Origin of the sequence: Streptococcus sp. SG2 (assembly GCF_030439925.1) — a bacterium.
In the GTDB taxonomy this organism is placed as follows: Bacteria; Bacillota; Bacilli; order Lactobacillales; family Streptococcaceae; genus Streptococcus; species Streptococcus gordonii.
The window spans coordinates 713,013-728,138 of record NZ_JAQFJD010000001.1 but is presented as its reverse complement, the minus strand read 5'-3'; the positions used below and the strand labels follow the sequence as shown (position 1 = coordinate 728,138).

The following is a 15,126-nucleotide window of genomic DNA, read 5'->3' as shown; positions in this document are numbered from 1 at the left end:
ATGGATATTAAACTAGTTGCAACCGATATGGATGGTACCTTTTTAGATGGTCAAGGGCAATTTGACATGGAACGTCTGAAAAGTCTTTTAGTCAAATTCAAAGAGAAAGGTCTCTATTTTGCGGTAGCTAGTGGCCGAGGGATTCTGTCTCTGGAGAAGCTGTTTGCCGAAGTTCGTAATGAGATTATTTTCATTGCTGAAAACGGCAGTCTAGTTGAATTCCATGGGCAGGATTTATATGAGGCTACGATGAGCCGAGATTTTTATTTAGATACTTTTGAAAAGTTAAAGGAGTCTCCATATGTAAATACTGGTAAGCTCTTGCTAACAGGTAAAAAAGCTTGCTATGTTTTAGACAGTGTAGATCCGACCTATCTACATTTTTCAGCTCACTACAATGAAAATATTGTAAAGGTGGCTAGTTTAGCTGATATTGATGATGAGATTTTCAAATTCACGACTAATTTCACACCTGAAACTATAGCTGAAGGAGAAGCTTGGGTCAATGAAAATGTTCCTGGAGTCAAAGCGATGACAACGGGCTATGAATCTATTGATATTGTTCTTGATTATGTGGATAAGGGGGTTGCGATTGTCGAATTAGCCAAGAAACTTGGTTTGGAAATGGGCCAAGTCATGGCTTTTGGTGACAATCTTAATGACCTTCATATGATGCAGGTTGTTGGCCATCCGATTGCACCAGAGAATGCCCGCCCAGAGATTTTAGAATTAGCAACTGAGGTGATTGGCTCTCACAAAGATCAGTCTGTAATTGCCTATATGGAGAAACTAGTATGACAGCTATTAAACTGATTGCGCTTGATTTAGATGGAACCCTGTTGACTTCTGACAAGAAGATTTCTCAGAGGAATATAAAGGCTCTAGCAGCAGCCAGGGCAAAGGGAGTAAAAGTTGTATTGACGACAGGCCGACCACTCAAGGCTATGGAGTTTTTACTAGATGAGCTGGGAACAGCAGGTTTAGAGGATGAATATACTATTACATTTAACGGTGGTTTGGTACAGCGAAATACTGGTGAAATTATAGATAAAACCGTCTTCTCCCATGCTGATGTGGTTCGTATTTTTGAAGAAACGCAGAAGCTTTCTTTGCCACTCGATGCTATTAGTGAGGGAGTTGTGTATCAGCTGCAATCTGAACAGAAATCCCTCTATGCCCAAGCCAATCCTTATCTCCAGTTTGAACACGTATCGCTAAACGATCTATTTGAGGAACAGACCTACAATAAATGTGTGACAGCCTTTGATCCATCCAGCATTGATAAGGCACTGCCTCAGATTTCACCTGATCTATTTGAGCGATATGAAATTTTTAAATCTCGAGATATGCTGTTAGAGTGGTCTCCGAAAAATGTTCATAAAGCAACTGGTTTAGCAAAATTAAGCCAGCATCTTAGTTTAGATTCCAGTCAGATCATGGCTTGTGGAGATGAAGGAAATGACCGTTCCATGATTGAGTGGGCAGGACTTGGTGTGGCCATGGGGAATGCAACGGAAGAAATCAAAGCAGTAGCCAAGGTAGTTGCTCCGCTGACCAACGATGAAGACGCAGTCGCTTGGGCGATTGAAAACTATATTTTATAGAGAAAAGGAGGACAGACCATGGGCTTATTTGATCGCCTTTTTGGCAGAAAAAAAGAAAAAAAAGAAGACATCCGAGAAGAGGAGTCTGTTCAGACGGAAGTTTCTGAAACAGAGGACGCAATAGAAGAACTGGAAAATGAAAATCAGTCTCAAGTAGAAAATGCTGCTGAAGTAAGTTTACAAGAGGAGAATCAACCTTTTGAAGAAGAGGAAAAGCAGGAATTTTACGAAGAGCTAGAAGAGCGCTTAGCAGAAGACCAGGTCTTAAATGAGGTCATAGAAGACAAGACTCAAAATATATTCGAGGATCAAGAAGCGGATGAACTCCAGCAAGAAGAGACTGAAGAGAGTGTAAGCATTGCTGAAAAGTCTGAAGAAGCTCAAATAGACAATTCAAGTGAAGAAGAGCTTGCTGAAGAACCAGCCTCAGTCCAAGAAGAGTCTGAAGCAGATCAATTAGAACGTGACTCAGAAACACCAGCACTTGAAGATAGCAAGTTAGAAGACCAAGGCCCTCTAACCGTCGATGAACCAGGTCAGGCTGATGAAGATGCGAAAGACTCAAATCAAGCAGAAGCTGTTGAGGAAGAGAAGCAAGATTTACCAGATGAAGCGGAGCAAGGTCTAGATACAAGTGAAGAGGCTGAAGTTACAAAGTCAGACCAGGAAGAAGGTCATACTGAAACTGTTCAAGAAAAGTATGACCGTAGTTTGAAAAAAACTCGGACAGGATTTGGAGCTAAGCTCAATGCTTTCTTTGCTAATTTCCGTACTGTCGACGAAGACTTCTTTGAAGATTTGGAAGAGCTGTTGATTACCAGTGACGTTGGTGTGCAAGTGGCCTCTAATTTGGCAGAAGAGCTACGTTATGAGGCTAGATTAGAAAATGCCAAGAAACCTGATGCTTTACGAAAGGTTATCATAGAAAAGCTAGTTGATATCTACGAAAAAGATGGTCGCTACAATGAGAAAATTAATTTCCAAGATGGTTTGACAGTCATGCTTTTTGTCGGTGTCAATGGTGTTGGGAAAACTACATCAATTGGTAAATTAGCATACAAATATAAACAAGAAGGCAAGAAGGTTATGTTGGTAGCAGCAGACACCTTCCGGGCTGGAGCAGTAGCCCAGCTAGCTGAGTGGGGGAGACGTGTTGATGTACCTGTCGTAACTGGTCCTGAAAAGTGTGATCCTGCCAGCGTTGTTTTTGACGGTATGGAGCGAGCTCAAGCTGAAAATGTTGATATTCTGATGATCGATACTGCTGGTCGCTTGCAAAATAAAGATAATCTCATGGCTGAATTGGAAAAGATTGGCCGGATTATTAAGCGGGTTAATCCAGATGCTCCTCACGAGACTTTCCTAGCTTTAGATGCTTCAACAGGTCAAAATGCCCTCGTTCAAGCCAAGGAATTTTCAAAGATTACTCCAGTTACAGGAATTGTTCTAACGAAGATTGATGGAACAGCGCGTGGAGGTGTTGTTCTCGCTATTCGTCAGGAATTGGATATTCCTGTTAAATTGATTGGATTTGGTGAGAAGATTGATGATATTGGGGAATTCAATTCAGAGAACTTTATGCGTGGCCTTTTAGAAGGACTGCTTTAAATACAAAAAAAGAAATCCATATTCCTTGGATTTCTTTTTCTATCTTTAATTTTGAGGGTTCCATTGCCACTCAGCACCAAACTGAGCCAATAATTCTGCTGAAGCAGCTGGTCCCATTGTTCCAACTGCATATTCATGAAGTGGCGCTTGATTGTTTCTCCATAGTTCTTCAATTTGATCAATTAATTTCCAGCTGGCCTTTACTTCTTCCCAGTGACTAAAGTTAGTTGAGTCATTGTTAAGTACATCAAAAATTAATTTTTCGTAAGGTTCAGGAGAAGCTCCAGAAGCAGTCGCCTCTGTACGGTAATCTAAAGAAATAGGGGATAAACTGAAGAGTTCGCCGACTTCTTTGCCATTAACGCTGAGTGAGAAACCTTCCGTTGGCTGAATATAGATGGTCAGAACATTCGGTGCTAGTTTTTCACCAAAAATGGAATCCATTTGTTTGAAGACGATGTTAACATGGGTCCCTTTTTCTGTTAGACGTTTACCTGTGCGGAAAAAGAAAGGAACATCACGGAAGCGGTCACTGTCAACAAAGAAGGCACCTGAAACAAAAGTTTCAGTCATAGATTCTGGATTGACATTGGGTTCACTTCTATAAGCAATATATTTCTTACCATTGACTTTTCCAGACTTGTATTGGCCACGAATGAAATATTTTTTCAAATCTTCTTGGCTCGGTTGTGTCAAACGTTCAAAAACCTTGATTTTCTCTGCACGGATCTCATCTTTTGTAAAGCTGTTGGGCTTATCCATGGCAAGAAGAGACAGCAATTGCAAGGTATGGTTTTGGACCATATCTCTTAGGGCACCGGATTCATCGTAATATCCGCCTCGTTCTTCTACACCCAGTTTTTCGGCAAAGGTGATTTGGACATTGTCAATGTGGTCGCGGTTCCAAATATTCTCAAAAAGTGAGTTGGCAAAACGAATAGCAAAGATGCTTTGGATCATTTCCTTGCCCAGATAATGGTCAATTCGGAAGATTTGCTCTTCATCAAAAGTTGCCAACAAGTCATCATTAAGTTGGCTAGCTGATTCCAAGTCTGTTCCAAAAGGTTTTTCGACGATCAAACGCTCAAAGCCTTTGCCATCGACAATGTTTTCAGATTTGAGGTGTTTGGCAATAGTTCCGAAAAACTGAGGAGCCATGGATAGGAAGAAGAGTTTATTGTGTTCTGCTTGATATTCTTCATTGAGTCGGTTTTGAAGCTTGCGTAACTCAATGTAGTGTTCGGTATCCTGCACATCATGACTTTGATAGTAGAAGTGGCTGGCAAATTCCTGTGCTTGCTCAGGACTATCAGCTAAATCGGCGATAGACTCAACAACGACAGATTCAAAGTATTCCTTGCTCCATGGCCTGCGAGCTGTCCCAATAACAGCAAAATGCTTAGAAAGGTTGCCAGACTTATATAATCTAAAAAGTGAAGGGTAGAGCTTACGTTTAGCCAAATCTCCACTAGCTCCAAAAATTGTAACAATAACTTTAGATGACATCCTAATATCCTTTTTTTCTAAAATGATGTATCTATTTTATCACAAATGCCTCAAAAATGGTAAATGACGCTACGAATAGAATATAATTTGTCTGAGGTTAAGAAAAGAGTTAGACTACTTGTCTAACTCTTCTAAAATACGCGATAAACATAAGGATTGTCTGGTTTTTCTACTTTCTCAAAACTGGAGACCTTTAAGATAGGCAGACTCTGTCCTAAATTCTTATGGTATTGGACAGCAATCTTTCCTTTAGCATGGATCCAAGTATTGTCTTCAAAATGTTGGGTATTTCCAGTTGTTAAGAGGCCATAGACTCCAGAGTCAGCAATACAGTGGATGATGCCGAAGCGAAAGAGAAATTGACTTTTCTGATCGCTCGGGTCGTTGTAGACAAAACCGGTAAATTCAAGCGTTTTACCAACAAATTCATCTGGATAATCATAGATAACTTCCATAACTTCCATGTAATTTTCAGTCGTGACCTGAATGGTACTTTTATTGATATATTTCTTGGCAGCTGCCCGCATTTCTTTTTCATAGGCCCCTTTTGTAAAGTAGGTGCTAGTGTCCGGTTTCAGGTATTGGCTGGTTGTGCCTTCGTCCTGCTGAATAGCAGTTGAAGTTCCTTCAGCCAGTGGAAAATGAAATCCTTTAGCAGAAACTGTGGTTGAATCCAAGGTAACAGTTGGAAAGAAAATTCCTACAAAGAGTGGGATGATAAGGAGCAGTATGCTACCCAGTTTTGCCCAGCGAGTACTTAAATGGCTGTGAACCTCCATCTTCTTCATCCAGACGATGAGTTGAACCACTGCCAGAATAAATGACAGAATCATAGACAAGTATGCCAGATAGGAGTAATGAAGGTTGATATATTGGTTGAGCTTGCCTGTCAGCTGCAGATACATGGTGATCTCAAAGTAGCCGACTAAGATTAGAAATCGAATCATAGCACCACCCCCACAAGCCAAGTGTAAAGAAAGACGACGACGGTAACTAGACTGATAAATTGCCAGATAAAGCGCGTCTTAAAGTAGTTTTTCATCATCAGCAGATTCTTGACATCTAGCATAGGCCCAATGACCAAGAAAGCTAAGACTGGCGATAAGCCAAAGCTAGCAATCAAGGAGCTCCCGATGAAAGCATCAGCTTCACTACAAAGCGAAAGCAGGAAGGACAGCAGCATGAGGAGAAGAATAGCGATAGCGGGTGTCGAGCTAATAGAAGTCAGGATTCTGGTTGGCACATAAACTTGGACTAGGCTGGCAAAGAGACAGCCAAAGACCAGATAGCGACCTGTATCGAAAAATTCGTCAATGGCCTGCACAAAGACCTGAAATAGCTTTTGTCCCTTGCTGAGATGTGAAAAGTCATGTTCATGGACTGCTTTGCGATTTTCTTTTTGAATATGACTATCTGCGAAGAAGCCCAGAAAAATCCCTAAAAGAATAGCCACGACCATAGAACCTAAAGCACGAAGCAGAGCCATTCGGAGGGAATTTCCAAAGGCTGAGTAGGTCGCAAAGAGCACAATGGGGTTGATGACTGGAGCCGTTACCAGAAAAGGCACAGCCGTGTAACTGGGAACTTTCTTTTCCAGAAACCGATTTATAATGGGAACAATACCGCACTCACAGGATGGAAAGACAATACCGATCAAGCTTCCAAAGAAAATCCGAGCCCATTTATTTTTGGGTAAGAAGTGATAAACTTTTTCTGGAGTGACGTAAACTTCAATAAAGCCAGAAATAATACTTCCAATCAAAACAAAAGGTAGGGCCTCGATGATGATAGAGAGAAAGATAGCACCAGCCTGTAAAACGCTAGCAGGCAGATTTGAAAAGAGACTCATGATTTTTTAGCCTTTTCTTCCGCTTCTTTTTTCTTTTTATCATCAGGAAATTCTACTTTTTCTAGCTTAGGAAGGGTTGCAAATTCCTCGAACATCTTATCTAAATCATCTGTTCTATTATATTTTACAGCCATAGGGCCACCTCATTTCTAAAATAATAACTCTATTATACTACCAAAAAGGAAAAAATGATATTTTGAGACATAGGACTTAGTCTTTAATGAGAACTTGGAGCTATAAAAGAATAATAGAAGTTTGGCTTTCTGAATTTTTAAAATCAATCTTATGGTATAATAGAAACGTTATGGAAAATATAAATATTGAAAAAATTGCTCAGAAATTGGGCCTTAAAGAAAGCCAAGTATCACAGGTCCTAGATCTGACTGCTGAGGGAAATACAATTCCTTTTATTGCTCGTTACCGTAAGGAAATGACGGGAAATCTAGACGAGGTCGAGATTAAGGCAATCATTGATTTAGATAAGAGTATGACTGTTTTAGCAGAGCGCAAAGCAACGGTATTGTCTAAGATTGAGGAGCAGGGCAAACTAACGGATGCTCTTCGCTCTGAGATTGAGGCTGCTGAAAAGCTGGCTGATGTGGAAGAATTGTATCTGCCATATAAGGAGAAGCGCCGTACCAAGGCTACTATTGCGCGTGAAGCAGGTCTCTTTCCTTTGGCCCGCTTCATCCTACAGGATGCGGCTAACTTGCAGGAAGAGGCTGAGAAATTGACTAGTGAAGCCTTTCTAACAGCAGAAGCTGCTCTTGCTGGAGCAGTGGATATTCTGACCGAGGCGATTTCCGAAGACACCAAGCTGCGGGCTTGGACCTATCACGAGATGCAGACCAATTCTTCTATCGTATCCAGTCTCAAAGATGGTGATTTGGATGAAAAGCAAGTTTTCCAGATTTATTATGATTTTTCTGAAAAAGTAGCGACCATGCAAGGCTACCGGACCCTTGCTCTTAATCGTGGTGAGAAGCTAGGTATTCTCAAGGTTGGTTTTGAGCACAATCTTGAGAAAATTTTGCGCTTCTTTGAAGTACGTTTCAAGGTGAAAAATGCCTATATTATTGAAGCTGTCCAGCAAGCGGTTAAAAAGAAAATCATTCCAGCCATGGAGCGCCGTATTCGGACCGAGCTGACTGAGGCTGCTGAGGATGGAGCGATTCAGCTCTTCTCAGATAACCTCCGCCATCTTCTTCTGATTGCTCCTCTCAAAGGTCGCGTAGTACTGGGCTTTGACCCAGCCTTTCGGACAGGAGCCAAGCTAGCTGTTGTGGATGCGACAGGAAAAATGCTGACGACTCATGTTATCTATCCAGTAGCGCCAGCAAAGCCAGCTCAGATTGAAGCTTCTAAGAAGGAGTTGTCAGAGCTGATTGAGGAGTTTGGCGTGGAAATCATCGCCATCGGAAACGGAACGGCCAGCCGAGAAAGCGAAGCTTTTGTAGCAGAAGTTTTGAAATCTCATCCAAATGTCAGCTATGTTATCGTCAATGAAAGCGGTGCATCTGTCTACTCTGCTAGTGAACTGGCCCGTCATGAGTTTCCAGAGTTGACCGTTGAAAAGCGCTCAGCTATTTCCATTGCCCGCCGTTTGCAGGATCCATTGGCTGAGCTGGTCAAGATTGATCCTAAGTCTATCGGGGTTGGCCAGTACCAGCATGATGTCAGCCAGAAAAAACTGTCTGAAAGTCTGGACTTTGTCGTAGATACCGTGGTTAACCAAGTTGGAGTCAATATCAACACCGCAAGTCCTGCACTGCTGGCCCATGTAGCTGGCCTTAATAAAACTATCTCAGAAAATATCGTCAAGTATCGGGAAACAGAAGGTTTGATTCGGTCTCGTGAGGCCATCAAGAAAGTGCCACGTCTAGGCGCAAAGGCTTTTGAACAGGCAGCCGGCTTCCTGCGTATTCCTGAAAGTGATAACTTGCTAGATAATACAGGGGTTCACCCAGAGTCATATCAGGCAGTGGAAGAGCTCTTTAAGCGTCTGGAAATCAGCAGTTTGGATGAAGCAGCCCAAGCCAAATTAAAGGCTGTGCATACTTCTATTTTGGCTGCAGAGCTGGGCTTGGGCGAAGAAACCCTAAAAGATATTATTGATGATTTGCTCAAGCCTGGCCGAGATTTGCGTGATTCCTTTGACGCGCCAGTTCTGCGACAGGATGTCTTGGATATCAATGACTTACGCATTGGCCAAAAGTTGGAAGGCGTCGTACGGAATGTCGTCGATTTCGGAGCCTTTGTGGATATTGGTATCCACGAAGACGGTCTTATTCATATTTCTAAGATCAGTAAAAACTTTGTTAAGCATCCCAGTCAAGTCCTGTCTGTTGGTGATTTGGTCACTGTCTGGGTGGATAAACTGGATGTGGAGCGGGAGAAGGTCAACCTCTCTTTGATAGCGCCAAATGAATCTAAATGAGTATGTCAAGCAGGTTTCGCTGGAAGATTTCGGCTGGGAATTTCGCCACCAAGCTTTTTGGAATAAGCGTCTTCGGACGACTGGTGGGCGCTTCTTTCCCAAAGATGGTCATCTGGATTTCAATCCTAAAATCTATGAAACTTTTGGACTGGAGACCTTTCGAAAGATTGTCCGCCATGAGCTAGTTCATTATCATCTCTATTATCAAGGCAAGGGGTATCGGCATAAGGATAGAGATTTTAAGGAACTGCTTAAACAGGTAGGAGGCTTGCGCTATACACCCAGTATCTCTAGTCCAGAAGGAAAGTTACATTACCAATGCCAGCAATGCCATGCAGATTTTTATCGACAAAGACGGATTGATCTTAAGAGATACCGCTGTGGTCGCTGTAAAGGAAAACTACGATTACTAAAGCAAGAAAGATAGAAATTCTATCTTTTTTGTTTGCAGTAGACTAACCTCATTTTTGAAAAAAGAGTGAAAAAGTTGTATAATATAGAGGATATGCAGCGAAAGTTGCAAGACTGTAATTCGACTTGGATTCCAAGGACCGTTAGTAATAAAATATAAATGTATGGAAGGATACAAAATTAATGAGTAAAGTGAAAATCATCGCTTTAGGTGGTGTCAGAGAGAATGGTAAAAATCTCTATATCGCCGAGGTGGATGAATCAATTTTTGTTTTGGACGCAGGTCTAAAATATCCAGAAAATGAGCAGTTAGGTGTCGATGTGGTGATTCCTAACATGGATTACCTCTTTGAAAATAGCGATAGAATTGCAGGTGTCTTCTTGACCCATGGTCACGCGGATGCTATTGGAGCTTTGCCTTATCTTTTGGCGGAAACCAAGGTGCCTGTATTCGGTTCAGAACTGACTATTGAGCTAGCTAAACTTTTTGTTAAAAATAATGATGTTGTCAAGAAGTTTAATGACTTCCATGTGATTGATGAAAATACAGAAATTGAGTTTGGAAATGTGGTTGTTTCCTTCTTTAGAACGACTCACTCGATACCAGAGAGCTTGGGTATTGTGATAAAGACTGATGAAGGAAATATTGTTTACACAGGCGATTTCAAGTTTGACCAATCAGCTAGTCAGTCTTATGCGACTGATTTTGGCCGCTTGGCTGAGATTGGACGGGAAGGTGTATTAGCTCTCCTTAGTGATTCTGCTAATGCAGACAGTAATGTTCAAGTAGCAAGCGAAAGTGAAGTGGGCGACGAAATTATGCACACCATTGGTGACTGGGACGGCCGTGTGATTGTGGCTGCAGTAGCCAGCAACCTCTCTCGGATCCAACAGGTTTTCGATGCCGCAGCTGATACTGGACGCCGTGTTGTCTTGACAGGTTTTGATGTTGAAAACATTGTCCGCACTGCCATTCGTTTGAAGAAGCTTTCTTTGGCAGATGAACGTCTCTTGATCAAGCCAAAAGAAATGTCTAAGTTCGAAGACCATGAGCTGATTATTTTAGAGACAGGTCGGATGGGTGAACCTATCAACGGCTTACGCAAAATGTCAATTGGTCGTCACCGCTATGTGGAAATCAAAGAGGGTGACCTGGTTTATATCGTAACGACACCGTCTATTGCTAAAGAAGCAGTTGTTGCCCGAGTAGAAAATATGATCTACCAGGCAGGTGGAATCGTGAAATTGATTACCCAGCATTTACGTGTATCTGGTCATGGAAATGCTCGTGATTTACAATTGTTGCTCAATCTTTTGAAGCCTCAATTCCTTTTCCCAATTCAAGGAGAATACCGAGAACTGGACGCCCATGCTAGGGCGGCTATGGAAATTGGCATTTTACCTGAGCGGATTTTCATTCCAAAACGCGGAACCATTATGGAATATGACCGTGGAGATTTTGTCCCGGCAGGGTCAGTGTCAGCAGGAGATGTCCTTATTGATGGAAATGCTATTGGTGATGTTGGCAATATCGTCCTCAGAGACCGCAAGGTCTTATCAGAAGACGGGATCTTTATCGTTGCAATCAGTGTGAATCGTCGGGAGAAAAAAATTATTTCCAAGGCTAAAGTTCATACTCGTGGCTTTATCTATATCAAAAAGAGCCGTGATATTTTGATAGAAAGTGCTGAATTAATTAATAAAACAGTTGAAGACTACCTTGCAAAAGATGAATTTGATTGGAGTGAACTAAAAGGAAACGTTCGCGATGTACTTTCAAAATATCTCTTCGAACAGACCAAACGTCGCCCAGCTATTTTACCAGTAGTGATGGAAGTAAAATAAATGAAAAACAGCCTGAAGGCTGTTTTTAAATCATAGAATAGGAGACTAAGATGGCTTTTCTTGAAATTGAATATAATTCTAAAGTTTTAGAAATGGAAAGACATGTCAATGTTATCTATCCAGATGCCAGTGAGATTGATCCGGCTCTAGTAGAAGATAAAGATATTCCAGTTTTATACCTTCTGCATGGGATGGGGGGAAATGAAAATTCTTGGCGTAAGAGAACCAATATTGAACGTTTATTGAGACACACAAATCTGATTGTTGTGATGCCCTCGACTGACTTGGCCTGGTATACAAATACAAACTACGGGCACCGTTATTATGACGCTATAGTTAAAGAGCTACCAGAGGTCTTACAACGTTTCTTTCCAAATATGAGCCGTAAGCGGGAGAAAACTTTTATTGCGGGTCTTTCGATGGGAGGATACGGTGCCTATAAAATTGCTTTGAAAACCAATCGTTTTTCTTATGCAGCTTCCTTTTCAGGTGCTCTTGGTTTAGGAATTGATGGTACTAGTCTTGATGATCTTCCTGGTGACAATCGTGCTTACTGGGAAGGGGTCTTTGGGGACTTGGATGCTCCTGATATGAAGCAACACTTTTTAACAAGTATGGTGGCAGAGTCAGACAAGAAAACTAAGTTTTATGCTTGGTGTGGAGAGCAAGATTTTCTTTATAAGGCTAACCAAGTAGCTGTCAAAGAGTTGAAGAAACTTGGCTTAAAACTGGATTACAAACATAGTCCTGGTAAGCATGAGTGGTATTATTGGGAAAAACAGCTGGAATATCTCTTAGAGTGGTTGCCGATAGACTATAAGCCAGAAGAGCGTTTGTCATAAAATTAGAGACGAGTAGAAAGTGGGTAGAAGTCGTTGATTTATCTAGTGAATCCACTTTCTTCTATTTCTATCTTTAGAAAACTTTAAGCAAGGTCTTTTATAATCTGTTTTTATCTAGGAGAGAGAGGAGGCGAGAATGAGATTCCTTTTAAACCTTTTTCGTTTCATATGGCGAATGTTCTGGCGCCTTGTATGGGCAGGAATCGTAGCCTTTATTATCTTAGTGAGCGTTCTCTATTTAACGAATCCTAGTCAAACTGGACTAACAGCTGTAAGACAGGCTGTACAGACAGCGGTTAATCAGTTAGATACTTTTTTAGATCAACAAGGTATTCACACTGGACTTGGTCAAAATGTTCAAAATCTGGGAGAGCATTTAACCGATCAACATGTAGCAAGTTCAGATGGAGCACGTTGGGAGACTGCTAGAGCGACAGTTTATATTGAGACGGAAAACCCTACTTTTCGAGCAGCTTATCAGGAGGCGATAAAGTCTTGGAATGCAACAGGAGCCTTTACTTTTCAACTTGTAGAGGATAAAAGCCAAGCTAATATCATCGCTACTGAAATGAATGATAGTACTATTACGGCAGCTGGAGAAGCTGAGTCTCAGACAAATGTCTTGACCAAGCGTTTTACTAAAGTAACTGTTCGTTTGAATGCTTATTATCTTTTGAACAGCTACTACGGATATTCTCATGAAAGGATTGTGAATACAGCAGCTCATGAGTTGGGTCATGCCATTGGACTGGATCACAATGAGTCAGCATCCGTCATGCAGTCTGCAGGATCTTTCTATAGTATCCAGCCAATAGATATCCAGGCTGTTAAGGAATTGTACCAAGACTAAAGACGGAATTATTTAAGTTCAGAAGAATTTTCATTCCCCTCTCCTTTCAATGGAGAGGGGCTTTTAAATGTGAAGACTTGAGTTTAAAATCCATTTTTTTCTTTTAGCTAGATATCAGATTAGGCAACTTTCATTTCTTTCTAAGAAAACTATTTTATCTTTGGAGAAATTGGATTGGAAGGTAGAGGAAAGGCCAGCGAGTTAACAAAAATTATAAGTAGTCATGATAGATTCGTGACGTATGCAGATTTGATTGTTCTTTTATTTAGAGTTGTAGAGTAGAAGAAGAGCTAGTAGCTTTTATAGTGTAGAAGATTTAAGAAGCTGAAAGACCGATGATAAAACAATCCTCAGTATAATTTTTCCATGAGGGGGATTTTTATTTTTGTTAAAAAAATACCTATTTTTCCTTGTTAATTGAAAGTCTGAGTGCTACAATATAGGCAAAATAGAAGAAAGACAGGTTCTCTGTTCAGGTGAAGAAAATGAAGGAAAGAATAGCAGATATATTTCAAAAAAGTATGGCCATAAAAAGCTTTACTCACACTGCTTTTGAACGAGATATAGAAAATTTTTTGATGAACTATATAGGGCAAATCCCTTATTTTCAAATTCATCCAGAACTTTTTGGCTCTTATCCGATTCCTGAGGATAGTCTGGGACGTAGTGTTAATTGGGCCTTGGTGCGTCGTGATTCGGCTGATACAGTCATTCTTTTCCACCATCATGATACAGTGGATACGGAAGACTTTGGTCATTTGAAAGACTTGGCTTTTGACAATCAGGACCTGAAAGAGAAGCTGAAAGAGGAGTCTATACATCAGGATGTCCTGGCTGATATCGTTTCAGGAGACTGGCAATTTGGTAGAGGTTCTTGTGATATGAAGGCGGCTCTAGCCCTGCAGTTGGGGGTCTTAGAGGAATACTCGTCTACCTCCACTGGTCAAGCAAACTTGCTTTACCTGTCTGTCAGCGATGAGGAAGCATATTCTCAAGGTATGAGGGCAGCTGTTGGTTTGCTCTATGATTTAAAAGAACGTTTTGATCTTAATTACATTCTTGCTATTGACTCGGAACCTTTTGAAAGTACATCTGAATCAGAAAAGGTTCTACATGTTGGTACAGTTGGGAAATTGATGCCCTTGATTGTGACCCAGGGTCTGCTTTCTCATATGAAAGAACCATTAAAAGGTGTGAATGCAATTTCTCTTTTAGCTAAAATTATTGAAAAAATAGACTTAAATCCTTTGCTGTCTGATGCGGCTTACGGAGAGCAGTCTCCCTTGCCTTCTTGGTCCTTTATGAGAGACCTAAAAGAGCAGTATGATGTGTCAACGGTCCTACGTGCAGCTGGATACTTTAGTCTACTGTATCTGGATAAAAGTCCTCAGGACTTGCTAGAACTGATCCAAGGACTGATGCAAGAAGCAATAGATGAATTTTATGATAAGTATTCCAACTTGCAGGATCAATATCAGGAAAGCAAATCAATGGCTAAGCCAAGAGTGCTAACCTATCAAGACTTGTTAGAAGAATGCCAAAAAAAGGCGGGTTTCAAAGACTTCATGGAAAGGGTCAATCAAGAAGCTAAAGTAGAATTACAAAAAGGCTTGTCCTATCAAGAAGTTACTCTGTCTAATGTACAAAAAGCTCTTGATTTTTACGATAAAAAAGAAGCCTTGGCTGTACTTGCTGTTGCCCCGCCTTATTACCCAACAATGAATAGCCGACGACTTCAAGAACAAGATCTTGACATGGATCGATTCATTTCTTTCTATCAGAATTATTTAGCAAATAAGGGGAGTTACCAGTTGAAAGTTGAAGAGTTTTTCATGGGCATTTGTGATATGAGTTACTGTGCTTTGGAGAAGCCTTTGAGTGACTATCAAGCTCTTCTGAACAGTATGGCAGTCTCAAAAGAGATTTACCCGCTTGATTTGGAAAAAATTGCTAGTATTAATGTAGCTGCTGTAAATTTGGGGCCTTGGGGTAAGGACTTACACCAGTTGACAGAAAGGGTCTATGAGGAAGATATGTTAGATACCATACCAGCTTTCTTTCTCTATCTATTAGAACACCTTGACGAAGTCAAAAGGAACTAATTTAGCTTTTCTATTGTGTAATAGAGGAAAAAACGAACATTATCGTTATAAGAGAGACAAACAATTTTAAAA

The 15,126-nt window shown here is 40.9% G+C and carries 13 protein-coding genes; 9 read left to right on the top strand and 4 right to left on the bottom strand.

The window, feature by feature from the left end:
• The 3 genes from PCY09_RS03505 to ftsY are packed head-to-tail and all read left to right on the top strand — an operon-like array spanning position 1 to position 3,212.
• Positions 1-798, top strand: a complete 798-nt coding sequence (locus PCY09_RS03505; protein WP_061583524.1) for a Cof-type HAD-IIB family hydrolase — start codon at positions 1-3, stop codon at positions 796-798.
• Complete coding sequence (locus tag PCY09_RS03500) at positions 795-1,604, top strand: Cof-type HAD-IIB family hydrolase (protein WP_061601753.1); 810 nt, start codon at positions 795-797, stop codon at positions 1,602-1,604. The genes PCY09_RS03505 and PCY09_RS03500 overlap by 4 nt, the downstream gene beginning before the upstream one ends.
• 18 nt (positions 1,605-1,622) lie before the next feature.
• Positions 1,623-3,212, top strand: a complete 1,590-nt coding sequence (gene ftsY, locus PCY09_RS03495) for a signal recognition particle-docking protein FtsY (protein WP_125396960.1) — start codon at positions 1,623-1,625, stop codon at positions 3,210-3,212.
• A gap of 45 nt (positions 3,213-3,257) precedes the next feature.
• Here ftsY and zwf read toward each other — a convergent pair whose 3' ends face one another.
• The 4 genes from zwf to PCY09_RS03475 all read right to left on the bottom strand — a co-directional run bounded on the left by zwf (position 3,258) and on the right by PCY09_RS03475 (position 6,701).
• The gene (zwf, locus tag PCY09_RS03490; RefSeq protein ID WP_060970316.1) at positions 3,258-4,718 is read right to left on the bottom strand and encodes a glucose-6-phosphate dehydrogenase; all 1,461 of its coding nucleotides are present in this window, start codon (positions 4,716-4,718) and stop codon (positions 3,258-3,260) included.
• 131 nt (positions 4,719-4,849) lie between these two features.
• Positions 4,850-5,665 (bottom strand): TIGR03943 family protein, encoded by an 816-nt coding sequence (locus PCY09_RS03485; RefSeq protein ID WP_045773777.1) that lies wholly within the window; start codon positions 5,663-5,665, stop codon positions 4,850-4,852.
• Positions 5,662-6,567 (bottom strand): permease, encoded by a 906-nt coding sequence (locus tag PCY09_RS03480; RefSeq protein WP_125396962.1) that lies wholly within the window; start codon positions 6,565-6,567, stop codon positions 5,662-5,664. Before PCY09_RS03480 ends, PCY09_RS03485 begins: the two co-directional genes overlap by 4 nt.
• Entirely contained in the window at positions 6,564-6,701 is a 138-nt protein-coding gene (locus PCY09_RS03475; protein WP_125366964.1) for an SPJ_0845 family protein, read from the bottom strand. The genes PCY09_RS03480 and PCY09_RS03475 overlap by 4 nt, the downstream gene beginning before the upstream one ends.
• 170 nt (positions 6,702-6,871) lie before the next feature.
• Here PCY09_RS03475 and PCY09_RS03470 point away from each other — a divergent pair, with 170 nt between their 5' ends.
• From PCY09_RS03470 to PCY09_RS03445, 6 genes are all read left to right on the top strand, one after another.
• A complete protein-coding gene (locus PCY09_RS03470) occupies positions 6,872-9,004 on the top strand; it encodes a Tex family protein (RefSeq protein WP_125396963.1) in 2,133 nt (710 codons plus the stop codon).
• The gene (locus PCY09_RS03465; RefSeq protein WP_125396964.1) at positions 8,991-9,431 is read left to right on the top strand and encodes a SprT family protein; all 441 of its coding nucleotides are present in this window, start codon (positions 8,991-8,993) and stop codon (positions 9,429-9,431) included. The genes PCY09_RS03470 and PCY09_RS03465 overlap by 14 nt, the downstream gene beginning before the upstream one ends.
• Before the next feature lie 167 nt (positions 9,432-9,598).
• Positions 9,599-11,260 carry a ribonuclease J gene (locus tag PCY09_RS03460; protein WP_008808990.1) on the top strand — a complete coding sequence of 554 codons (1,662 nt, stop codon included), beginning with the start codon at positions 9,599-9,601 and terminating at the stop codon, positions 11,258-11,260.
• Between the two features lie 50 nt (positions 11,261-11,310).
• A complete protein-coding gene (locus PCY09_RS03455; RefSeq protein WP_125396965.1) occupies positions 11,311-12,102 on the top strand; it encodes an alpha/beta hydrolase family protein in 792 nt (263 codons plus the stop codon).
• 136 nt (positions 12,103-12,238) lie between these two features.
• Positions 12,239-12,952, top strand: coding sequence for a M57 family metalloprotease (locus tag PCY09_RS03450; RefSeq protein WP_125396966.1), 714 nt, complete (start codon positions 12,239-12,241; stop codon positions 12,950-12,952).
• 485 nt (positions 12,953-13,437) lie between these two features.
• On the top strand, positions 13,438-15,054 hold the full coding sequence (locus PCY09_RS03445) for a M20/M25/M40 family metallo-hydrolase (protein ID WP_125396967.1): 1,617 nt from the start codon (positions 13,438-13,440) through the stop codon (positions 15,052-15,054).
• Positions 15,055-15,126 lie beyond the last annotated feature (72 nt).

What these genes read in the sequence shown, in the direction of transcription:
- PCY09_RS03455 (WP_125396965.1), top strand. Translation starts at nt 11,311, where the DNA reads ATGGCTTTTCTTGAAATTGAATATAATTCTAAAGTTTTAGAAATGGAA.
- PCY09_RS03470 (WP_125396963.1), top strand. Translation starts at nt 6,872, where the DNA reads ATGGAAAATATAAATATTGAAAAAATTGCTCAGAAATTGGGCCTTAAA.
- PCY09_RS03485 (WP_045773777.1), bottom strand. Translation starts at nt 5,665, where the DNA reads ATGATTCGATTTCTAATCTTAGTCGGCTACTTTGAGATCACCATGTAT.
- PCY09_RS03465 (WP_125396964.1), top strand. Translation starts at nt 8,991, where the DNA reads ATGAATCTAAATGAGTATGTCAAGCAGGTTTCGCTGGAAGATTTCGGC.
- PCY09_RS03480 (WP_125396962.1), bottom strand. Translation starts at nt 6,567, where the DNA reads ATGAGTCTCTTTTCAAATCTGCCTGCTAGCGTTTTACAGGCTGGTGCT.
- PCY09_RS03475 (WP_125366964.1), bottom strand. Translation starts at nt 6,701, where the DNA reads ATGGCTGTAAAATATAATAGAACAGATGATTTAGATAAGATGTTCGAG.
- ftsY (WP_125396960.1), top strand. Translation starts at nt 1,623, where the DNA reads ATGGGCTTATTTGATCGCCTTTTTGGCAGAAAAAAAGAAAAAAAAGAA.
- zwf (WP_060970316.1), bottom strand. Translation starts at nt 4,718, where the DNA reads ATGTCATCTAAAGTTATTGTTACAATTTTTGGAGCTAGTGGAGATTTG.
- PCY09_RS03505 (WP_061583524.1), top strand. Translation starts at nt 1, where the DNA reads ATGGATATTAAACTAGTTGCAACCGATATGGATGGTACCTTTTTAGAT.
- PCY09_RS03445 (WP_125396967.1), top strand. Translation starts at nt 13,438, where the DNA reads ATGAAGGAAAGAATAGCAGATATATTTCAAAAAAGTATGGCCATAAAA.
- PCY09_RS03500 (WP_061601753.1), top strand. Translation starts at nt 795, where the DNA reads ATGACAGCTATTAAACTGATTGCGCTTGATTTAGATGGAACCCTGTTG.
- PCY09_RS03460 (WP_008808990.1), top strand. Translation starts at nt 9,599, where the DNA reads ATGAGTAAAGTGAAAATCATCGCTTTAGGTGGTGTCAGAGAGAATGGT.
- PCY09_RS03450 (WP_125396966.1), top strand. Translation starts at nt 12,239, where the DNA reads ATGAGATTCCTTTTAAACCTTTTTCGTTTCATATGGCGAATGTTCTGG.